We start from the raw sequence: 20,883 nt of genomic DNA, 5'->3' as shown, positions 1-20,883 counted from the left end.
TAAGAATGTAGTTATTAGCACTCCAATCGAGAGAGTGATAAAATAAATAGGAGGGTATTATGAATCTGAAACCAATAGGAGAAAGAATTGTTGTAAAAATGTTGGAAGTAGAAGAAAAAACTGCTTCAGGTATTGTATTACCAAGCTCAGCACAAGAAAAGCCACAAGTTGCGGAAGTGGTTGCTATATCCAACGAATTATCAGGAAAAGATAATTTAAATATAGAAGTTGGAACAAAGGTTATTTACTCAAAGTATGCAGGAACAGAAGTTAAGTTAGAAAACGAAGAATACATCATTGTAAAACTTGAAGATGTACTTGCAATCGTTGAAGGATAGAAGGAGGAAACATGGCTAAAGAAGTTAAATTTGCAGTAGATGCAAGAGAAGGTTTAATAAATGGAGTTAACAAGCTTTCCGATACAGTTAAGGTTACTTTAGGACCTAAGGGAAGAAATGTTGTATTAGATAAAAAATTTGGATCACCTCTTATAACAAATGATGGTGTTACAATTGCTAGAGAAATTGAATTAGAAGATAGATTCGAAAACATGGGCGCACAACTTGTAAGAGAAGTTGCAACTAAGACAAACGATATCGCAGGAGACGGAACAACAACTGCAACGCTACTTGCTCAAGCAATCGTTAGAGAAGGTGTTAAAAACCTTGCGGCTGGAGCAAACCCAATGATTATGCAAAAGGGTATTAAGAAGGCTGTTGACGTTGCTGTGGAAGAAATAAAAAACATTGCAATGCCTGTAGAAACTTCATCAGCAATAGCGCAAGTTGGAGCAATTTCTGCAGCTGACGAACATGTTGGACAAATGATTGCTGAAGCAATGGAAAAAGTTGGCAAAGACGGAGTTATAACTGTAGAAGAATCAAACACTATGGGAACAACTTTAGACGTTGTTGAAGGTATGCAATTTGGAAGAGGATATCTATCACCATACATGATGACAGATACTGAAAAGATGGAAGCTCATCTTGAAGATCCATATGTACTTGTAACTGACAAGAAAATTTCAAACATTCAAGATATATTACCTGTACTTGAACAAGTTGTTAAGTCAGGAAAGCCTCTATTCATTGTTGCAGAAGATGTAGAAGGAGAAGCTCTTTCAACTCTTGTAATTAACAAACTTAGAGGAACTTTCAACGTTGTAGCTGTTAAGGCACCTGGATTTGGCGACAGAAGAAAAGAAATGTTAAAAGACGTAGCGATCCTTACTGGAGCTAACATGATTTCTGATGATGTTGGAATAGAATTATCATCTGTAACAATTAACGATTTAGGAACTGCAAGAAAAGTTAATGTATCTAAAGATAACACTGTTATCGTTGACGGAGCAGGAACTAAAGAAGCTATTGAAGAAAGAGTTCACATAATTAAAAAGCAATTAGAAAATGCGGAATCAGATTTCGATAGAGACAAACTTCAAGAAAGACTTGCAAGACTTGCAGGTGGTGTAGCAGTAATCCAAGTTGGAGCTGCAACTGAAACTGAATTAAAGGAAAGAAAATTAAGACTTGAAGACGCACTAGCTGCTACTAGAGCTGCTGTAGAAGAAGGTATAGTAGCCGGTGGTGGAACTGCTTATATTAACACTCTTGACAAGATTGCAGCACTTCTTGATGAAGTTGAAGGCGACGAAAGAACAGGAGTAAACATTATACTAAATGCACTTGAAGAACCAATTAAGCAAATTGCTAAGAATGCTGGCCTTGAAGGATCAGTTATAGTTGAAAAGGTAAAGGCTGAAGAAAAGGGAATCGGCTTTGACGCTTACAACGAAAAATATGTAAATATGATTGAAGCTGGAATTGTTGACCCTGCAAAAGTTACAAGATCAGCACTTCAAAACGCTGCATCAGTATCTGCAATGTTATTGACAACAGAAGCTGCAGTAGCAGACATAGAAAAAGAAGAACCAGCTCCACCAATGCCACCAGCAATGCCAGGCGGAATGGGATTCTAAAATAAAAAGATAATAGATAGCATGTGGGAAAATCCCCATGCTATTTTTTATTTAAAAATATTAAAACTAAAAACTTAAAAAGATTTGACAATGTTTTCTTGTTTTAGTATAATCTAATTTGTTATATAGGGGCATAGTTCAGCTGGTAGAGCGTTGGTCTCCAAAACCAAATGTCGGGGGTTCAAATCCTCCTGTCCCTGCCAAAACGACCTTTAGGGTCGTTTTTTTTATGCCCAAAACTGGTATAATGTTCATATAGAAAGCTCTTAGGAGGAAATTATGTTTAATGCAAATAAAGAATTTATAGACGTAGCCATGAAAAGAAAAAAAGCCGATTTAGTTTTAAAAAATGGAAAGATTATAGATGTATTTTCAAGAAGCATTATAGAAGAGGACTTGGCAATACATGAAGGAGTGATTGTTGGTTTTGGCGATTACGATGGAGTGGAAGAAATAGATTTACAAGGGGAATTTGTAACTCCAGGCCTTATTGATGGACATATACATATAGAGTCTTCCTATCTAACACCAGAGGAACTAGGATCATTACTTGTGAACTTTGGAACCACAACCATAGTTGCAGACCCTCATGAAATTGTAAATGTTAAAGGACTAGATGGACTAAACTACATGATTGAAGCTTCAAAGAACACCGAACTTGATATAAAGTATGTGTTGCCATCATGTGTGCCAGCAACTCCATTTGAAAATGCAGGAGCAATTGTGAACGCCGATGACATGCGTGAACATATGAAGATGGAAGATATAATTGGTCTAGGTGAGTTTATGAACTTTCCAGGTGTCATTTACGGCGATGAGGAGTGTCTAAAGAAAATAAATCTTGCAAAGAAAAATTATAAAATAATTGATGGCCACTGTCCAGGCCTTAGGGGATTGGAACTAAACGCATATATTGGTGCGGGGATTACGACAGACCACGAATGTATGACGGAAGAAGAAATGAAGGAAAAAATATCTAAGGGAATGTATATACAACTTCGTCATGGCTCAGCTTGCCACGACTTAGAAAGACTAATAGAAGTTGTAGATGAAAAAAATTACCAAAGATGTATGTTCTGTTCAGACGACAGACAACCAGAGACAATATTAAAAGATGGACACATAGACAATCATTTAAGAATAGCAGTAAAGCATGGGCTAGACCCTATAATGGCAATCCAAATTGCAACAATAAACGCAGCCAGCTGTTATGGATTTAATGAAAGAGGAGCAATAGCCCCTGGAAGAAGAGCGGATCTAGCGGTGTTTAAAGATTTAAAAGACTTTAAAAACACCATGACCTTTATAGAAGGTAAAAAAGTTTCTGAAAATGGTAAGCATTTATCCAAAGTAAAAAAAGCCAATATGGAAAAAGTCATAAATTCTTTTAATGTAAAAAATTTTAGTATAGATAGATTAAAATTAAATTTAAAAATTGAAAAAGCAAATGTAATAGAAATAATTCCCGGAGGAGTCGTAACCAAAAGTATAGTAGAAGAAATAGAAGTAGATGAAAAGGGAGATTTCTTATACAATCCTAATAGAGATATAGTAAAGATAGCAGTTGTGGAAAGACATAATGGCACTGGAAATGTTGCAGTGGGACTACTGAAGGGATATGGAATAAAAAGTGGTGCTGTTGCAATATCCATAGCCCACGACTCGCATAATATAATAGTATCTGGAACAAACAACGAGGACATGGCAGCAGCGGTTGAAGAACTTACCAACCAAGGCGGGGGAGTTGTGCTTATTAAAAACGGAAAAGTTATAGGCAGGATGGAACTTGTAATCGGTGGGATTATGAGTGACAAGTCCATAGAAGAAGTAAATGAGAAATTAAAAGATATTCACAACATTGCCATAGAAGAACTTAAAGTTAATTCAAATATAGATCCAATAATGACGCTTTGCTTTATGTCGCTACCAGTAATTCCTGAATTAAAAATAACAGATGAGGGACTTTTTGATGTAAATAAATTTGATTTTATAGAACTAGAAATTGAATAAATAGCGGAAAGTAGAAGGTAAGGCAAGTTTTTTTAAAAAATCTTGCCTTTTTTCAAAAAAACACTTGAAAAAAAATAAGGATTATATTACAATGTTATTCGACGTCAAAAAAGACGGATTGATTTGAGAGAGCAAATGTAAAAAAAGTTTAAAAAATATTTGACATTAGTTTTTACATGAGCTATAATAAACTAGTCACATCGTAAGAGAGACAAAAAACATTGATTTGTTTTTATAAGGCCCTATGGTCAGCAGACTGTTTCAACCAATCGGCTACGCCTCTTGGGAAACAGGTTGCATCAGACCTACTAAAGCTCACTACGTTCGCTAAGTTAGGTCTAGAAAGCGGTAACCGCTATAAAAGAAAAACTTTAACAAATCAATAATCATAAATTATGTATATATTTTATGGCCCTATGGTCAAGCGGTTCTTGATCCTAACCCAAATCACGAAGTGATTTGTAGGTAGGTCAAATGTCGCGAAATAGAAATCTTCGATTTCGTTATGAAGCGACTAAGACATTTGCAGCGAAGCTGCAATCTTAGAAATACGAATTGATATAATATAATAAACTATAATATTATGGCCCTATGGTCAAGCGGTTAAGACATCGCCCTTTCACGGCGGTATCCCGGGTTCGAATCCCGGTAGGGTCACCATTATGGGCGGTTAGCTCAGCTGGGAGAGCATCTGCCTTACAAGCAGGGGGTCACAGGTTCGAGCCCTGTACCGCCCACCATAATGATTTTAATTAATAAAGTATTAATAGTATATGGCCTTGTAGTTCAGTTGGTTAGAATGCCAGCCTGTCACGCTGGAGGTCGTCGGTTCGAGCCCGATCAAGGTCGCCAAAATTACTTTATTAAAATAAGACAGATAGGGCAAGCGTGCCAGGCGAGCCTTTACAGACTGTTTCAACCAATCGGCTACGCCTCTTGGGAAACAGGTTGTATGTGACCTACTAAAGCTCACTACGTTCGCTAAGTTAGGTCAATAACGCTGGAGGTCGTCGGTTCGAGCCCGATCAAGGTCGCCAATTACTTTATTAATATGTGACATGTTGGATACGCACAATACGTGACCAATTAAAGTCACAATATGCTGATGTAGCTCAATTGGTAGAGCAACTGACTTGTAATCAGTAGGTTGGGGGTTCAAGTCCTCTCATCAGCTCCACTTAAATAATACATGGAGGAGTTCCCGAGTTGGCCAAAGGGGACGGACTGTAAATCCGTTAGCTGTGCTTTCAGTGGTTCGAATCCACTCTCCTCCACCATTATTTAAATCATACTTAATAAAAAACAGTTTAATATGCGGGTGTAGCTCAGTGGTAGAGCCCCAGCCTTCCAAGCTGGTTGCGAGGGTTCGATTCCCTTCACCCGCTCCATATGCACCTATAGCTCAGTTGGATAGAGCAACGGACTTCTAATCCGTGTGTCAGAGGTTCGACTCCTCTTAGGTGCGCCATAATGGGGTGTCGCCAAGTCGGTAAGGCACTAGACTTTGACTCTAGCATTCCACAGGTTCGAGTCCTGTCACCCCAGCCAATATTTACTTTTCAAAATACAATACATGACCCATTAGCTCAGTCGGCATAAGTGAGCGGCCCATTTCCCACAGGAAATGGTGGCGATAACTTAGTTTTTGCGAAGCAAAAAAGAATGAGCGAGTGGATAAAATAAAATAAATAGCTTAAAAAATTGGCATCATAAGAATACAATTATATATGACCCATTAGCTCAGTCGGCAGAGCACCTGACTTTTAATCAGGGTGTCCCGCGTTCGAGTCGCGGATGGGTCACCATCAAGGAGAGGTACCGAAGTGGTCATAACGGGGCGGTCTTGAAAACCGTTAGGGTGCAAGCCCACGTGGGTTCGAATCCCACCCTCTCCGCCAATTTTTTTTAGATTGGTTTAGGAGAAGTACTCAAGTGGCTGAAGAGGCTCCCCTGCTAAGGGAGTAGATCCTGATAAGGGATGCGAGGGTTCAAATCCCTCCTTCTCCGCCAACTATAGGGGCCTTTAGCTCAGTCGGTTAGAGCGCCCGGCTCATAACCGGTAGGTCCGGGGTTCGAGTCCCTGAAGGCCCACCAACTATGTATTCTGTTTTCGGAGTATGTAGTTTACATACCCTATAGTTGAAATGCTGGCCGCTAAAGCGGCCAATTATTTTCAAATTTTTTGTTATAGATTGCGCCCAGATAACTTAGTCTTTGCGAAGCAAAAAAAGAATGAGCGGTCGGGAAATAAACAAAATAATTTTTTTAAAAACTTGTTAATACAAAAAATATAGTATGAGCCCAGATAGCTCAGTCGGTAGAGCAGAGGACTGAAAATCCTCGTGTCGCTGGTTCGATTCCGGCTCTGGGCACCAGTGTTTACAAAGTAAATAATTGGTGATATAATTTTACTGTTAGATTAAAACAAAATAATAAATTGATATGACTCATTAGCTCAGCTGGTATAAGTGAGCGGCCCATTTCCCACAGGAAATGGAGGCGATAACTTAGTCTTTGCGAAGCAAAAAAAAGATGAGCGGCATTGAATAAATAAGCTTAATAATAAGACAATCTAAATAAAATAATACAACATAATAGTATGACTCATTAGCTCAGCTGGTATAAGTAAGCGGCCCATTTCCCACAGGAAATGGAGGCGATAACTTAGTCTTTGCGAAGCAAAAAAAAGATGAGCGGCATTGAATAAATAAGCTTAATAATAAGACAATCTAAATAAAATAAAACAACATAATAGTATGACTCATTAGCTCAGCTGGTATAAGTGAGCGGCCCATTTCCCACAGGAAATGGAGGCGATAACTTAGTCTTTGCGAAGCAAAAAAAAGATGAGCGGCATTGAATAAATAAGTTTAATAATAAGACAATCTAAATAAAATAATACAACATAATAGTATGACTCATTAGCTCAGCTGGTAGAGCACCTGACTCTTAATCAGGTTGTCCAGGGTTCGAACCCCTGATGGGTCACCAGGAAAAGCCTTGAAATATAAACGTTTCAAGGCTTTTTAACTACTGAGAGATTTTTTTGAAAAGCATTGTTAAGTGAATGAAAATATTTTTGGTTCCAAAGGGCTAATGAACTGATAATAAAAAAGAATTTTTATTTGCATTCTTTTTTTATTAATCTCAAATTATTATGAAAATGCTAATTAATTTGAGTCAATCAGCTTTTTTGTAAAATCTAATAGTGAAAATTATGTTATAATGTATAATGTAAGAATAAATAAAAGCAAATTCTTGAGGGAATGCGATTATTTTAAATAAATGAAAGGTAGGGGTGTTATGAGTAAGATTGAGTTGACCTTTAAAGGTGGAACTCATATGCATGATTTTAAGGAATTGACCAATCAATGTGAAATAGAGAATGGCCCAGTTTCAAAAAAGGTTTACATCGCTCTTCACCAACACACAGGGGTACCATGTAGTCCTCTTGTTAAGGTTGGGGATGAAGTTAAGATGGGACAAAAGATTGGAGAGGCGCCAGGAACTATTACAGCACCGGTTCATGCCAGTGTCTCAGGTACAGTTGTGGAAATTAAAGATTTGACCACAGTTACTGGGGTACATACTAAGGCCATTGTTATTGAAAACGATGGATTAGACACTATTGGTTATACTCCTTATGATGATGACTATGAAAGTTTAGATTCTGCTACTATAGTGGAAAGGGTAAAAGAGGCAGGAGTTGTTGGTTTAGGTGGGGCAGGTTTCCCTACTCATGTTAAAATCAAGACAAAGCCTGATGACAAAATTGATTACGTTCTTATTAATGGTGCAGAATGTGAACCTTATTTGACTAGTGATCAAAAGACTATGGAAAAATATCCTGAAAAGGTTGTAAATGGTCTAAGAATTGTAATGAAGGCCATGGGGGCTAAAAAGGGATATATTGGAATTGAGTCCAATAAGCCTAAAGCCATAGAACTTATCGATCAAGTTTGTAAGAAATTTAACGATGTAGAGGTTTCTGTTTTAAAGACAAAGTATCCTCAAGGGGATCAAAGAAGATTGATTGACTCTATATTAAAGATGAAGATGCCTTCTTCTGTAAGAAGTACTACTCAAAGGGTTCAAGTTATTAACTCAAGTACGGCCGCTTCTGTATATGAAGCCGTAGTTGAAGGAAAACCTCTTTATGAAAAGGTTGTTACTGTAACAGGCTCTTCTATAAACAGACCTTCCAATCTACTTGTTAGGGTTGGTACTCCAATTAATGAAATTCTTGAATTTTGTGGTGGAGTAAAAGATGATGTGGGCAAAGTTATAATTGGTGGGCCTATGATGGGGGAAAGTCAATTTAAGACAGATCTTCCAACTATAAAGGCCGTTGGTGGTATCCTTGTGCTAAATAAGGAAGAGGCAAAACCTCCAGTGGTAACACCATGCATAAAATGTGGCAAATGCGTTGATGTTTGTCCAATAGGACTAATGCCTTTATATATTCAATTAAATGTTTTACACAATAGATTTGAAGAAGCAAGGGACCTTTATATCATGGACTGTATTGAATGTGGATCATGTTCCTATGTATGTCCTTCAAAGAGACCTCTTATAGAGGCTATCAGACATGGTAAGAGAGAACTTAGAGCTCAGTCAAGTAAGAGATAGGAGAGTTATAGTGGAGAAAAAAATAAAAGATCAAGAAGTTATTGATAATCTTGAAGGAAAGCTTGAAGTATCTGCTATTCCTCATTTGAGAGATTCAATAACAAGTTCTAAGGTTATGTTAGATGTAATTATAGCCTTAATGCCAGCTCTTATTGCAGGTGTTTACTTCTTTAGAATGAGAGCTTTGTTATTATGTCTTGTATCTGTTGGTTCATGTGTGCTTTCTGAGTACGCTTTTCAAAAGCTAACAAAAAGACCTGTAACCATAGGAGACTTGTCAGCGGTTGTAACAGGATTATTACTTGCATTTAACGTGCCTGTAACCATGCCATTTTACATGGTAATATTTGGTGGAATTTTTGCGATAATTATTACAAAACAATTATTTGGTGGAATAGGTGCCAACTTTATGAACCCTGCACTTGCAGCTAGAGCGGCACTAATGGCCTCATGGCCAAAGGAAATGGCAAATTATGTTGCACCAGGGCCAGACGCTGTGTCAATAGCTACACCACTTGCAGGAGGAGAAGTAAAACTTCTAGACGCCTTCCTTGGAAATATGGGAGGATGTATTGGTGAAGTTTCAGCCCTTGCGCTTTTAATCGGTGGAATTTATCTATTAGTTAAAAAGGTAATACACATAAGAATACCATTGACATATATTTTAACAACAGTGGTTTTCCTATTTATTTTCGGAGTACCAGCAGGAGAACTATTAAATCATGTACTTATTGGTGGACTTTTACTAGGGGCTATCTTTATGGCAACGGACTATGTTACAGCTCCAGTAAGTAAAAAGGGACAAATTATATTTGCCATAGGCTGTGGGCTTATTACGGCAGCCATAAGAGTTTACGGATCACTACCAGAAGGGGTTTCATACTCAATTCTTGTAATGAACTGTGCAACACCTCTTATTGAAAAGCTAACCACTCCAAAACCTTTTGGAAGGGGAGGTAAGAACTAATGAAAAAGATTTTGACTTTAGCATTAAAACTATTTGTAATCACAGCAGTGGCTACAACTTGCCTAACCATAATAAATGGCTTCACATCTCCAATTGTTGAAAAGAGAGCAAGGGAAGAATATGAAGCATCCATGAAAATGGTTTTTGAAGAGGCAGACAGCTTTAAATCACTTGAAGAAGAGGATAAAGCTCAGTTTGATAAAATCGTTGAAGAAAATGAAAATGTCCAAGACATCGTTATTGCATTAAAGGGCAATGAAGAAGTTGGGTATGTTATAAAGACCGTTGGTAAAGGTGGTTACGGTGGACCTATTACATTTGTAGTAGGCGTAGACAAAGAAGATAAAATTGTAGGATATCAAGTTCTTGAATCCTCTGAAACAAAGGGATTCGGTTCACAAGTAGCAGAAGAGCCTTTTATCTCATCAGTAGTGGGAAAGAGCATGGCAGGGGAAATGACAAAAGCTGACAATCCATCAGCGGACAACGAAATCCAAGCTATTTCAGGAACTACAATTTCAGTTAAGGCAATACTAAACGGACTTAACGGTGCAGTTAAGGCTTTGGCGGAACTAAGAGGATAGGGGGAAGATGATGAAGAAAATTTTAAAAAGTGGAATCATAGACAACAACCCAGTTCTTATTCAACTTGTAGGACTATGTTCAGTTCTCGGTGTAAGTACAACAGTAATGAACGCACTTGGAATGGGTGCGGCGGTAATTGTAGTAGCAACCCTATCAAACCTTGTAGTTTCCCTACTTAGAAACTTTATACCAGACGAAGTTAGAATTCCATGCTATATAGTAGTTATAGCATCATTCGTAACAATGGTAGACATGGTTATGAAGGCATACACTCCAGAACTTTATGCTCAACTAGGTATCTTTATACCACTTATAGTAGTAAACTGTTTAATCCTTGCAAGAGCTGAAGGCTTTGCAAATAAAAACAAAATACTACCTTCAATAGTTGACGGTTTTGCAAATGGTGTTGGATACACAATTACAATAGTTATACTTGCTTTTGTAAGAGAGTTATTAGGAGCAGGAGCAATCTTCGGATATGAATTACTTTCAGGAGAGGGAATAAAACCAATAGGTATAATTGCACAAGCTCCAGGATCATTTATCGTACTTGGTATGATACTTGCAGTATTTAACTATGTAGCAAGCAAAAAAGAAGAAAGCAAGTAGGGGGTAGACTATGTTAAGTAATATTTTTAAAATACTTATTTTATATATTTTTGTAAACAACTACGTGCTTGGACAATTCCTTGGAATCTGTCCACTAATAGGAGTTTCAAAAAAGACAGAAACAGCGGCAGGTATGGGTATTGCAGTTACCTTCGTAATTACAATTGCATCAGTAGTTACCTATGCAATTCAGTACTTAATTCTAGAACCACTAAACTTGCAATTTTTACAAACCATAGTGTTTATTTTAGTAATAGCATCACTGGTACAATTTGTTGAAATGGTACTAAAAAAGACAATGCCAGGGCTATATAGCGCCTTGGGAGTTTTCCTACCACTAATCACAACAAACTGCGTTGTACTTGGAGTTGCAATTGCAAACATACAACAAGGATACACACTTATTGAAACCTTAGCATCAGCAATAGGTTCATCAGTAGGATTCTTTATATCTATAGTTTTCCTTGCTGCAATTAGAGAAAAATTAGAACTTGCCAATGTGCCAAAACCTTTCAAAGGCGTTCCAATCGCAATGATAGCAATAGGGCTTATGGCGATGTCATTCCTAGGTTTTTCAGGATTAGTATAGGGGGAGTAAATGGATATTAATCAAATTCTTATAGCAGTTGGAAGTTTAGGGGCGGTAGCTATAGTCTTTGCCGTACTATTAGGATTTGCATCAAAAGTATTTCACGTACCAGTAGATCCAAAAGTACAAGAAGTTAGAGCTGCACTTCCAGGAGCAAACTGCGGTGCCTGTGGTTTTCCAGGATGCGACGGACTTGCAGACGCCATAGCAAATGGTAACGCAAGCATAAATGCATGTCCTGTAGGAGGATCAGAAGTCGTAGAACATCTTGCAGAAATAATGGGACAAGTTGCAAACGAAACATCAAAGCAAGTTGCAGTAGTAAGATGTGCAGGAGACAAAACACTTGCAGAAGATAAATTTAAATATGTTGGAATTAGAGACTGTAGAGCGGATCAAGCGCTACAAAATGGTCATAAAAAATGTCCTTTTGGATGTTTAGGATGTGGAACTTGCGTTGACGTTTGTCAATTCGATGCAATTCACATTGTAAATGGTGTTGCAAAAGTCGATAAAGAAAAATGTACCGCATGTGAAATGTGTATTAAGATCTGTCCAAGAGATTTAATCACACTGATGCCATACGACAATCAAACAGAAGTACTATGTAGTACAACTGACAAAGGTAAAGATGTAAGAGGATATTGTAAAGTGGGCTGTATCGGATGTAAGATCTGTGAAAAGAACTGTCCAGAAGAAGCAATTACAGTAGAAAAATTCCTTGCACATATAGATCATGACAAATGTATTGACTGTGGAATATGTATAGAAAAATGTCCACAAAACTCAATAAGAGATTACGAAGAAAAAATATTTAAATTACCAAGTTAGAGAAACCGACCATGTGGTCGGTTTTTTATATGTCATTAACAACTTACCTTCAACCTAGTTCAATAAAGGTTAAATATAAGACATTAGAAACATATTAGGAATATTCTTCAGAAATTTTCTTATAATGTTTCTAACATCTCAACTCACCTCTAACTACTAGTCTCTATTTAAAAAAGCCTCTCAATATGATACACTTAATGGAGAAAAAGAAAGGATTATAACATGACAAAGGGAGATAAAATACTCATTTCAGCCATAGTTATTTTATCGTTACTTGCCTATGTAATTATATATTTTTCGGGCAGTGAGGATAGAGATAAATATATTTCGGTACAGTTTAATGGAAGTGAATTCAAAAGACTTACTTTTACTTCTAAAAACGATTCGTATAAATACAAACTCGATACTGACGAAGGTTTAAATATAATAGAGGTAGATGGGGACAAGGTGCATATGACTGAGGCGGATTGCCCTGATAAACTTTGTATTAAACAGGGATATATCTCCAAAGTGGGCGAGGTTTTAGTTTGTGTTCCCAATAAAGTTGTGGTGGAAATAAAGAGTGACAACAGTGAAAAAGAATTGGATGGTATTAACTATTGAGAAAGACAGTTAAATTAGGAATTTTAATATCATTTGCACTTATAATATCGCTTTTTGAAAACATGATGCCCATACCAATTCCGGTGCCGGGGGTAAAGCTTGGACTTTCTAATATAGTTCTGCTTGTAACTCTACTTATGTTTGGACTTAAGGAAGGCTTTATTGTGGCAGTGTTTAAATCGATTTTAATGGTTTTGGTCTCTGGAAGGCTTGGAGCGCTTCCATATAGCCTTACGGGAACCATGTTTGCCGTAGTGGCAATGTACCTTTCCCATAGATATTTGGGAAGATGGTTAAGTTTAATTGGTGTAAGTGAGCTTGGATCGTTATTTTTTAACTTTGCGCAACTTCTTGCTGCAAGTTTTATTTTAAATAATATTAGGATTATGGCATACCTTCCAGTAATGGCATTAATGGGGGTTGTCACAGGTTATATAGTTGGTATTACTTCTAAATTTGTTTCAGATAGACTTAAAAAAGGTGATATAAATGTCGGATGATAAAATAAAAGAAACGCCTATTCTTATTATAGAAAAAGATGTGGATGAAATTAATGATGAATTAGTTAAAAAAGAAGTAAAGAAAAAGAAAGATAATAATGAAGGACTTTCTAAAGATAATAGCAATGATAGAAAGATGAAGACTATAAAGGAGTTTTCAACCTTTGATAGACCTAGAGAGAAGATGAGGGACTATGGTCCTTCAAGTCTTTCTGAACAGGAGCTTATGGCAATTTTGCTTGGAACTGGAACGAAGAAGTTAAATGCACTTGAGCTTGCGTCAAAGGTTCTTGACGAGATTGAAAGTCAAAACAACTTCAACGACATAACCCTTGACGAGCTTATGAAGATTGACGGCATAAAGCTTTCAAAGGGAGCGACCATTATGGCTGCCATAGAGCTTGTGAAGAGGCTTAATGTAAGGCAGGCCACTAAGGAACACTATAAGGTGGACAGTCCCAGGTCGCTTGCAGAAATTTTTATGCACAAGCTGTCGGGAGAATTAAGGGAATATTTTTATATAATCTTACTTAACACAAAAAACACAATTATTTCGGCGGAAGAAATTTCCATAGGGACTTTGAGTTCTTCATTGGTCCACCCAAGGGAGGTTTTTAAGCCCGCAGTAAAGAAGAGTGCTAAGTCGATTATACTTTTACATAATCACCCAAGTGGTGATGTTACGCCTAGTAACGAAGATATAAAGTTAACTCTGCGCCTGGAACAGGCGGGAAAACTCTTAGGCATAGAAGTCTTAGACCATCTTATTATTGGAGATGGAAAATATTTAAGTTTTAAAGAAAAATCATATTTTTAAGGAGTAAGTTATGGCAACATTTATAAAGTTTTTTCCAAAGGACATAGGAATAGATTTAGGTAGTTCAAATACCATTATCACCGACATTGACGGTAATGTTTTGGTTAAGGAACCTTCTGTTGTTGCCATTGACTTAAAGACATATGAGGTGCTGGCAGTAGGTGTTGAAGCAAAAAATATGATTGGAAAGACTCCAGAAAATATTATGGCGGTTAGGCCCTTAGAAAATGGAGTTATTTCAGATTTTGAATTAACAAGGGCCATGCTTGAGTTCTTTATAAGAAAGGCAAACTCTGGATTTTCTGTGTTTCAACCAAGGGCTGTTGTAACGGTTCCGTCTTTCTTAACTGATATTGAAAAGAGGGCGGTGGAAGATGTTGTAATCTATGCCGGATGTAGAGATGTAAAGCTTCTTGATGAAAATATTGCATCTGCAATTGGCATGGGCATCGATATTAATGAACCAAAGGGAAATTTAATTTTAAACATTGGTGCGGGAACGGTGCAAGTTTCTGTGGTTTCTCTTGCGGGAGTTGTGTCTTCAAGTTCTAGAAAGTACGGTGGAGACAATGTGGAGAGAAATATAAAGAAATTTATAAAGAAGAATTACAACTTTGTAATTGGAGATAGCACTGCAGAGTATTTAAAGAACAATATACTTAGTTTAAAGACAGATGAACAGGACAAGTCTGCAACCATAAGTGGCAAGGACTTGGTTTCTGGAATGCCAAAGGTGGCAAATATAACTGCCAGTGATCTACTACCATGTGTACTACCACTGGTAAATGAAGTTCACACTTGCATTAGGGATGTGCTTGAGACAACACCACCGGAAATATCTGGAGAAGTTATTTATGACGGAGTTAAAATATGTGGTGGCATGGCGGAGCTTTCTGGCCTTGTGGAATCCATCAGGGACAACCTGGAGATAAATGCATTTGTGGTTGAAAATCCAATTAAGGTTACGGGAGTTGGAATAGGTAAGGCTTTAACTCTTTTAAAGGAAAGAAAGAGGTTTATATTTAGGAAAAATGATTTATAGAGACTTTAGAAACAACAATAAAAAAAGAAAACTGAGCGTTTTTGCCATAGTATGCATATTCTTGATTTCTTTAATAGGTACGAGCAATGGAAATAGTAAAGTTATTGACTTTGGAGGCAATGTAATTTCATCAATAACAACTCCTATTTCAAAGGTGTTTTACTTTACATCTTCCAAAGTGATTGATGGAATTGAATTTATTTTTGGTTCAAGGGAGATGAGAGATGAAAACGAAAGACTTACCAAAGAGAATTTGACCCTTAAAGATCAAAATGCAAATATGCAAAAGGTTATTGACAATGAAGAATATTTGAAAGACGAATACAATCTTATCTCAAAAAAGGACGACAAACTTGTGAGAGCTAGTATTGTTGGTGTGGATTCGTCAAATCTTTACGATAGATTCACAATAGACAAGGGAACTAAGGATGATATAAGTGTAAACGACCCTGTGGTTCAAGGTGTTGTTGGAGAGGACTCTTCCATAGTGGAAGGGCTTTTAGGTGTTGTAACCGACGTTGGATTTAACTACGCAAAGGTTTCATCCATAACAAACTCCACCACGGGAACTTCCTTTAAGACTTCACGAAGCGACGCCATTGGTGTTATTAAGGGAAGCAAAAAGGGTGAACTAAAGGGATTTATGTATAAGACCTCTGCTGACATTGCCGTTGGTGACAAGGTCTACACTTCTGGACTTGGTGGAACCTATCCACCGGATCTTTATATAGGTCAGGTTAAAGAGGTTTTTAAAGATGACTCCAACGCCGTAAAAGAGGTTAGCATAGAACCGGCAATAGATTTTAACAATATTTACAGAGTATTGGTATTGAAGACGATGAGAGAAGAAGACAATGAATAGATACAAGATATTTATAGTGATAATATTGAACCTGTTATTACAGACGGTTCTATTTAGTAGAATACAGATTTTTGGAATTAACCCTAATATCACAATTCCAATAGTGGTTGCACTGGGACTTGGTTTTGGTGCATACACTGGAGGTTTTTCAGGGCTTTTAATAGGGCTTTTGGAAGACATTCTGTTTGGTAGGGTGCTTGGAGTTAAGGCCTTAATATACTTTGTAATAGGTTTTTTAGTAGGATATTCAGATATGGGAATTAACAAGGACGACGTTAGGACGGGAGTTGTTCTTACGGCACTTTCCACAGTAGCGTCCTTTGTGTTGACAATTATAATTGGAAAACTAATTGGCGATTCATTTAGTTTTAGAAATTCATTCTTTCCAATGCTAATTGAGCTTATTTTAAATTCCATATGCTACATCCCAATATTTATGATATTTCAAAAGTTTTTCGAATTTCCAAAGTTTAGGTTATAGGTGTGAATATGAAAAATATAAAAAAATTTTTTAAAGCATCAGATAGAGAGGATAGATTTTTTGTTACAAAAATCATCCTATTTATTCTAATGCTCATTCTTTTTTTAAAACTGTTTTATTTGACGGTGGTAAAGGGGGACTACTATAGTGAAATGTCTGAGAACACAAGAATAAGGGATATTGAAATAGCAGCTCCCAGAGGAAATATTTACGACCGAAATGGTGAAATCTTAGCCACAAATAAGACGGTTTTTACAGCGAGCATTTTAAAAAATGAATTCTTAGAGCATGATCAAGAAGAGAGAAATAAAAATTTAAGGGACCTAAGTAGGCTTTTAGAGCTTGACGGTTCAAATATAAATCCAGATTATGTATTGTCTTTAAACCTTATAAAGTACAAGGACAAAGAGGCCTATAAAAATGAAGAGCTAAGTCCAACTGAAAAGATGATTGAGATAATAAAGGACAACGACCTTTTAAAGACCTTAATCTATAAAGAGGAAGAACATGAAGGCTATAAGTACAGAGTTATAGACACTGTTATAAAGTCCATGAAGAACAAGGGAGTTGACCTTCCGGTTATGTCTGGAAGTGAAAAGATAGAGTTTATAAATCCTAAGGGCTCACAGTACTTAAAGGACAATTCCTACTATGATGGGGAAGTGCCTTACGAATTTCTAGGTAGAAACCTTAGCAAGGACGAAGGTATAATTAGAAATATTTTAAACCATCCTGTAGGAAGAAAACTTGCCTTTGAATTGTTAGAGTCTTCGAAACTAGAAGAGAATCTTGAACTTGTACCAATGGGATTTCAAGATGAAATGGCACTTTGGGAGACAAAGGCAAAGCTTGCAAAGGAATACCCTGGAATAACGGAAAAGTCCTCTGCAAAGGATGACTTTGTGGAAATTGTAAAAAAATCATCCCTTGATGAACTGATTTCAAATGTAACAATTAACTCAAAGGCTGAAGAAAAAGTTATGGTTCCTGCAAAGTATGCCATTGAACTTTTGGATAAAAAAAATATAAATCACAATCTTAAGGTTGTGTTAGATGAAAAAGATGCTAATAAACCAGTGGCGACAATTGAATATAAAGACGATGAAAAGCATGACTTAAAAGCGCAGGATATGTTAATATCACTACTTAACGAAAATGGGTTAATGAAAGAGTTTATAACAAATGACGACGTTAAGTACATTGCACAAAATATAAATACGAATAAAAACATCTTGCCATCAATCTCTGTAAAGGACTGGATTTATTCATATGAAAAAAACATTGACGATATGTATGAGAGATTTAAACTGGATAGAGAAAAGGATGATATTAAAAAGCTTTATGCTGAAGTTATAGACTACTATGAGTTAAAGGACTATGACATCTATGACCAATATAATATCTTAAAGCTCTATGACCTTATAAATAAGCATGGTGACCTACGATATGTACCGCTGGATCTAACTTACAATCTATCGGAAGTTACATTTGCGTCGATTGAAGAGAGATTTCCAAGTGGTTCAGGTATAATTGTGGACTCGGAACCCATAAGATACTATCCTGAAGGTTCCCTTGCATCACATACAATTGGTTATATTGGAAAAATTTCCACGGAAGTTGAAAAAGAGGACTATTTGTCTGATAAAAATTATAATTTGGCATCACTAATTGGTAAAAATGGGATTGAAGAGAGCCAAGAGAGACAGTTAAAGGGAACTAATGGAAGTAGAAGAGTCATGGTTGATAACCGTGGGAATGTTACGGAAGTTTTAGGAGAGACCAAACCAATTCCTGGAAATGATGTATATCTTTCACTGGATAAAAATATTCAAAAGGCTGCAGAAGATGCACTGAAAGAAACTATAAATTCCCTTCAAACCGACAATGTGTTTAACTCTAAATGGGGCGATGTCAATATGGTTAATTCAAACACCACTGGACAGTATAAAGACGCCTCTTCAGGCTCAGTTGTAGTTTTAAATGCAAAGACTGGACAGCTGGTAGCCATGGCAAACGCACCGGACATCAACTTAAATATGTTTGCAACGGGCATATCCGCCTCCGACTGGAAAAATCTATTTCCAAAGGACGAAAGGGATTTGATTGCACCAAGACCACTTTTGAATATGGCGATGCAATCTGCAATACAGCCAGGTTCCACATTTAAACTTGCCACATCACTAGCAGGACTTGAAACGGGACTTAACCCGGACTTCACTATAAAATGTCAAGGCTTTATTGAAGTTGGTGGAAGAACTTTCCAAGACGCCATTTGGGGACTATATAGGGGAGTTCATGGCAACGAAGGTACTAGGGAGGCAATTAGAGACTCATGTAACTATTACTTTTACAATTTAGCCCTAGGAGTTGAAAAGGGATCAAAGGACAATGGTCCGTATAAATTAAATGTGGATGATGTTGCGAAGTATGCAAAGATACTTGGTCTTGGAGAAAAGACGGGAATAGATATAAATATTCCAAAGGAAGCAACGGGAATACTTCCAGATAGAAGCATAAAAAAGGCCACTTATAAGAGGCTATACCAAAATTTCTTAGAGGAAAATTCAGAAAAGTATTTAATAGATAAAAATATAAAAAAAGAAGAACTGGAAGAAAAGATTCAAACTATGGTAAAGTGGATTGACGAAAAAGAGGTTCCAACTGAAACTGAAATTGTAAAGAGACTTAAGGACCTTGGATTTGACACGGCAAAAGTTGTGGGGGATTCAAAACAAAACTTCCCTGCGCAAATAAAGTATAACTATATCGACCAATCGAATTGGTTAGTGGGAGACAGTTTAAACGTTGTAATCGGTCAGGGACAAAATGCCTACACACCACTGCAAATGGCAAGGTACATGGCCACAATTTCCAATGGAGGAACTAAGAACAAGGTCTCCGTTGTAGATGAAGTAAAGGATCCTATGAATGGAAGAGTTATTTACAAAAACAGTCCTACTGGCGACAAAATAGATATTGATGACTTCTCTTCACTGCAAGTTATTAGAGAGGGAGCTAATATGGCGGCAAAAGAGGGACACACTGGAAGGGTTCTAGGCAAACTTCCATTTGAGATGGGAGTTAAGTCGGGGACTGCGGAAGTTGGTTTTACTAACCCAGTTACTCATAAGCCTTATAGCGACTATGGTTGGATGATTGGATTTGCACCATATGATGATCCACAATATGTAATCGCCGCAGTGGTAACACAAGCGGGAACAAGTATGAACATAAGTCCAATGGTAAGGGAGATTATGGGAGCATGCCTTGAAGCATCACCAAAGGAAAATAAATGATAAAGCATTTTGTAGAAAAGAAAAAAGATGAACTAATAGTTGGCAGTATAAAGGACAAAAAATTACAAAACATTTTTAAAATCACCAATAGCGAGGCGATTTTCATTGCAAGAATAGAAAGAAAGATGCCAAACTATAGTGGATATATTATTTCTCTGGAAAATAAAGAAAAGGGCCTCTTAGATGAAAACAAAACCACTGGACAAGTAAAGCCGGGAGATGCTGTGCTGGTGGGGCTATATAAGAAGACCTCACAGGACAAGCTTGACAAATACACCATGGACTACTCCATACCAGGGCGATACATCGTGTACTATCCAAATTCAAAAAAGGTAAATGTGTCAAAGAAAGTTCCCAAGGATAAAAGAGAGTTTCTCTTACATCAGGCTAAGGAAAATAAAATTATCGGAGTGGACTTAAGGACCAATTCCTACAAAGTGAATTTTTCTAAAATCATAACAGAGTATGAACGACTTAAAAAGGTAAATGAAAAGATTTTACAGGAATCAAAATTTCTTCCAGTGCCACGAAAGTTATTTACATCATACAAAAATCTCTTTTCAATTTTAGAGGACAAGGAGAATATTATTGTAAATGATGGAGAAATCTATAAATTTTTAGAAAAGTATTTGGGCGAAAAGAAAATTTTCCTTGATGAAAACTATTCATATGAATTTGACGGAAGTTTAGAAGAGGACTTGGTAAACTTAAAGAGGGGAGTTTTGCCTTTACCTAGTGGAGGGAACATCATAGTAGAAAAGACAAAGGCCATGACGGTTGTGGATATAAATGGCCTTGGAGATAAAAACTTTTTAGAAACCAATAGGGAAGCTGTTAGAGAAACCCTAAGGGCAATTGATGTTTTGACCCTCCATGGCATTGTCGTGGTGGACGCCATTACAATGAATAAAAAAGATGAAAAGTTACTTGCAGAGTTCATTGAAGATGAATTAAAAAGACACTTTAAAATAAAATTTCATGGAATAACTAAATTAGGACTTTTAGAGTTCACAAAGTCTGCAATAACTGTTGACATTTCAAGATAATTGAAATATAATAATCAAGTGTGTAACCGCACGATACA

General features: G+C 36.9%; 17 protein-coding genes, 15 tRNA genes and 1 other annotated feature (1 of these 33 running past the window's edge). All 32 genes read left to right on the top strand.

Annotated elements, in window-relative coordinates:
* The first annotated feature begins 59 nt into the window (after window positions 1-59).
* The 32 genes from L6651_RS04300 to L6651_RS04145 all read left to right on the top strand — a co-directional run bounded on the left by L6651_RS04300 (window position 60) and on the right by L6651_RS04145 (window position 20,845).
* Window positions 60-338, top strand: coding sequence for a co-chaperone GroES (locus L6651_RS04300; RefSeq protein ID WP_237036768.1), 279 nt, complete (start codon window positions 60-62; stop codon window positions 336-338).
* Between the two features lie 11 nt (window positions 339-349).
* Window positions 350-1,978, top strand: a complete 1,629-nt coding sequence (gene groL, locus L6651_RS04295) for a chaperonin GroEL (protein WP_237036767.1) — start codon at window positions 350-352, stop codon at window positions 1,976-1,978.
* Window positions 1,979-2,105: 127 nt separating this feature from the next.
* Window positions 2,106-2,181 (top strand) — tRNA-Trp (locus tag L6651_RS04290).
* A gap of 76 nt (window positions 2,182-2,257) precedes the next feature.
* Window positions 2,258-3,988 (top strand): adenine deaminase, encoded by a 1,731-nt coding sequence (gene ade, locus L6651_RS04285; protein WP_237036766.1) that lies wholly within the window; start codon window positions 2,258-2,260, stop codon window positions 3,986-3,988.
* A gap of 585 nt (window positions 3,989-4,573) precedes the next feature.
* A tRNA-Glu gene (locus tag L6651_RS04280) sits at window positions 4,574-4,648 on the top strand.
* A gap of 4 nt (window positions 4,649-4,652) precedes the next feature.
* Window positions 4,653-4,728 (top strand) — tRNA-Val (locus tag L6651_RS04275).
* A 35-nt stretch (window positions 4,729-4,763) separates the two neighbouring features.
* Window positions 4,764-4,840 (top strand) — tRNA-Asp (locus L6651_RS04270).
* Between the two features lie 249 nt (window positions 4,841-5,089).
* Window positions 5,090-5,165, top strand: a tRNA-Thr gene (locus L6651_RS04265).
* Between the two features lie 14 nt (window positions 5,166-5,179).
* A tRNA-Tyr gene (locus L6651_RS04260) sits at window positions 5,180-5,265 on the top strand.
* 37 nt (window positions 5,266-5,302) lie between these two features.
* Window positions 5,303-5,376 (top strand) — tRNA-Gly (locus L6651_RS04255).
* A 3-nt stretch (window positions 5,377-5,379) separates the two neighbouring features.
* A tRNA-Arg gene (locus tag L6651_RS04250) sits at window positions 5,380-5,456 on the top strand.
* Between the two features lie 3 nt (window positions 5,457-5,459).
* Window positions 5,460-5,536, top strand: a tRNA-Gln gene (locus L6651_RS04245).
* 181 nt (window positions 5,537-5,717) lie between these two features.
* Window positions 5,718-5,793, top strand: a tRNA-Lys gene (locus L6651_RS04240).
* Window positions 5,794-5,797: 4 nt separating this feature from the next.
* A tRNA-Ser gene (locus tag L6651_RS04235) sits at window positions 5,798-5,886 on the top strand.
* 20 nt (window positions 5,887-5,906) lie between these two features.
* Window positions 5,907-5,998 (top strand) — tRNA-Ser (locus L6651_RS04230).
* A gap of 7 nt (window positions 5,999-6,005) precedes the next feature.
* Window positions 6,006-6,082: transfer RNA gene (locus L6651_RS04225), tRNA-Ile, on the top strand.
* Window positions 6,083-6,287: 205 nt separating this feature from the next.
* Window positions 6,288-6,363, top strand: a tRNA-Phe gene (locus L6651_RS04220).
* 540 nt (window positions 6,364-6,903) lie between these two features.
* A tRNA-Lys gene (locus tag L6651_RS04215) sits at window positions 6,904-6,979 on the top strand.
* A 312-nt stretch (window positions 6,980-7,291) separates the two neighbouring features.
* Window positions 7,292-8,617, top strand: coding sequence for an electron transport complex subunit RsxC (gene rsxC, locus L6651_RS04210; protein WP_237036765.1), 1,326 nt, complete (start codon window positions 7,292-7,294; stop codon window positions 8,615-8,617).
* A gap of 10 nt (window positions 8,618-8,627) precedes the next feature.
* On the top strand, window positions 8,628-9,584 hold the full coding sequence (locus L6651_RS04205; RefSeq protein ID WP_237036764.1) for an RnfABCDGE type electron transport complex subunit D: 957 nt from the start codon (window positions 8,628-8,630) through the stop codon (window positions 9,582-9,584).
* A complete protein-coding gene (locus L6651_RS04200) occupies window positions 9,584-10,168 on the top strand; it encodes an FMN-binding protein (protein WP_237036763.1) in 585 nt (194 codons plus the stop codon). Before L6651_RS04205 ends, L6651_RS04200 begins: the two co-directional genes overlap by 1 nt.
* A gap of 10 nt (window positions 10,169-10,178) precedes the next feature.
* Window positions 10,179-10,778 carry an electron transport complex subunit RsxE gene (rsxE, locus tag L6651_RS04195; RefSeq protein ID WP_237036762.1) on the top strand — a complete coding sequence of 200 codons (600 nt, stop codon included), beginning with the start codon at window positions 10,179-10,181 and terminating at the stop codon, window positions 10,776-10,778.
* Window positions 10,779-10,788: 10 nt separating this feature from the next.
* Window positions 10,789-11,367 (top strand): electron transport complex protein RnfA, encoded by a 579-nt coding sequence (locus tag L6651_RS04190; protein ID WP_237036761.1) that lies wholly within the window; start codon window positions 10,789-10,791, stop codon window positions 11,365-11,367.
* A 9-nt stretch (window positions 11,368-11,376) separates the two neighbouring features.
* Window positions 11,377-12,198, top strand: coding sequence for an RnfABCDGE type electron transport complex subunit B (rnfB, locus tag L6651_RS04185; RefSeq protein WP_237036760.1), 822 nt, complete (start codon window positions 11,377-11,379; stop codon window positions 12,196-12,198).
* 222 nt (window positions 12,199-12,420) lie between these two features.
* Window positions 12,421-12,801, top strand: coding sequence for a NusG domain II-containing protein (locus L6651_RS04180; RefSeq protein ID WP_237036759.1), 381 nt, complete (start codon window positions 12,421-12,423; stop codon window positions 12,799-12,801).
* Window positions 12,798-13,301 (top strand): Gx transporter family protein, encoded by a 504-nt coding sequence (locus tag L6651_RS04175; protein ID WP_237036758.1) that lies wholly within the window; start codon window positions 12,798-12,800, stop codon window positions 13,299-13,301. Before L6651_RS04180 ends, L6651_RS04175 begins: the two co-directional genes overlap by 4 nt.
* On the top strand, window positions 13,291-14,118 hold the full coding sequence (gene radC / locus L6651_RS04170; RefSeq protein WP_237036757.1) for a RadC family protein: 828 nt from the start codon (window positions 13,291-13,293) through the stop codon (window positions 14,116-14,118). Before L6651_RS04175 ends, radC begins: the two co-directional genes overlap by 11 nt.
* 10 nt (window positions 14,119-14,128) lie before the next feature.
* Window positions 14,129-15,160, top strand: a complete 1,032-nt coding sequence (gene mreB / locus L6651_RS04165; protein WP_237036756.1) for a rod shape-determining protein — start codon at window positions 14,129-14,131, stop codon at window positions 15,158-15,160.
* Window positions 15,150-16,022, top strand: coding sequence for a rod shape-determining protein MreC (gene mreC, locus L6651_RS04160; protein WP_237036755.1), 873 nt, complete (start codon window positions 15,150-15,152; stop codon window positions 16,020-16,022). Before mreB ends, mreC begins: the two co-directional genes overlap by 11 nt.
* Window positions 16,015-16,503: a rod shape-determining protein MreD gene (mreD, locus tag L6651_RS04155; protein ID WP_237036754.1), complete on the top strand. Its 489-nt coding sequence runs from the start codon at window positions 16,015-16,017 to the stop codon at window positions 16,501-16,503. The genes mreC and mreD overlap by 8 nt, the downstream gene beginning before the upstream one ends.
* Window positions 16,504-16,511: 8 nt before the next feature.
* The gene (locus L6651_RS04150; protein WP_237036753.1) at window positions 16,512-19,799 is read left to right on the top strand and encodes a penicillin-binding transpeptidase domain-containing protein; all 3,288 of its coding nucleotides are present in this window, start codon (window positions 16,512-16,514) and stop codon (window positions 19,797-19,799) included.
* The gene (locus tag L6651_RS04145) at window positions 19,796-20,845 is read left to right on the top strand and encodes a ribonuclease E/G (protein ID WP_237036752.1); all 1,050 of its coding nucleotides are present in this window, start codon (window positions 19,796-19,798) and stop codon (window positions 20,843-20,845) included. The genes L6651_RS04150 and L6651_RS04145 overlap by 4 nt, the downstream gene beginning before the upstream one ends.
* Window positions 20,846-20,859: 14 nt before the next feature.
* Window positions 20,860-20,883 (top strand) — a sequence feature (ribosomal protein L21 leader region); it runs 44 nt beyond the window's last position.

It is taken from the genome of Mediannikoviicoccus vaginalis, assembly GCF_928097925.1.
GTDB lineage: Bacteria > Bacillota > Clostridia > Tissierellales > Peptoniphilaceae > Mediannikoviicoccus > Mediannikoviicoccus vaginalis.
Note: the sequence above shows the minus strand (reverse complement) of the source record. Positions and strands in the feature narration are given on the sequence as shown.

What these genes read in the sequence shown, in the direction of transcription:
- L6651_RS04300 (WP_237036768.1), top strand. Translation starts at nt 60, where the DNA reads ATGAATCTGAAACCAATAGGAGAAAGAATTGTTGTAAAAATGTTGGAA.
- groL (WP_237036767.1), top strand. Translation starts at nt 350, where the DNA reads ATGGCTAAAGAAGTTAAATTTGCAGTAGATGCAAGAGAAGGTTTAATA.
- ade (WP_237036766.1), top strand. Translation starts at nt 2,258, where the DNA reads ATGTTTAATGCAAATAAAGAATTTATAGACGTAGCCATGAAAAGAAAA.
- rsxC (WP_237036765.1), top strand. Translation starts at nt 7,292, where the DNA reads ATGAGTAAGATTGAGTTGACCTTTAAAGGTGGAACTCATATGCATGAT.
- L6651_RS04200 (WP_237036763.1), top strand. Translation starts at nt 9,584, where the DNA reads ATGAAAAAGATTTTGACTTTAGCATTAAAACTATTTGTAATCACAGCA.
- rsxE (WP_237036762.1), top strand. Translation starts at nt 10,179, where the DNA reads ATGAAGAAAATTTTAAAAAGTGGAATCATAGACAACAACCCAGTTCTT.
- L6651_RS04190 (WP_237036761.1), top strand. Translation starts at nt 10,789, where the DNA reads ATGTTAAGTAATATTTTTAAAATACTTATTTTATATATTTTTGTAAAC.
- rnfB (WP_237036760.1), top strand. Translation starts at nt 11,377, where the DNA reads ATGGATATTAATCAAATTCTTATAGCAGTTGGAAGTTTAGGGGCGGTA.
- L6651_RS04180 (WP_237036759.1), top strand. Translation starts at nt 12,421, where the DNA reads ATGACAAAGGGAGATAAAATACTCATTTCAGCCATAGTTATTTTATCG.
- radC (WP_237036757.1), top strand. Translation starts at nt 13,291, where the DNA reads ATGTCGGATGATAAAATAAAAGAAACGCCTATTCTTATTATAGAAAAA.
- mreB (WP_237036756.1), top strand. Translation starts at nt 14,129, where the DNA reads ATGGCAACATTTATAAAGTTTTTTCCAAAGGACATAGGAATAGATTTA.
- mreC (WP_237036755.1), top strand. Translation starts at nt 15,150, where the DNA reads ATGATTTATAGAGACTTTAGAAACAACAATAAAAAAAGAAAACTGAGC.
- mreD (WP_237036754.1), top strand. Translation starts at nt 16,015, where the DNA reads ATGAATAGATACAAGATATTTATAGTGATAATATTGAACCTGTTATTA.
- L6651_RS04150 (WP_237036753.1), top strand. Translation starts at nt 16,512, where the DNA reads ATGAAAAATATAAAAAAATTTTTTAAAGCATCAGATAGAGAGGATAGA.
- L6651_RS04145 (WP_237036752.1), top strand. Translation starts at nt 19,796, where the DNA reads ATGATAAAGCATTTTGTAGAAAAGAAAAAAGATGAACTAATAGTTGGC.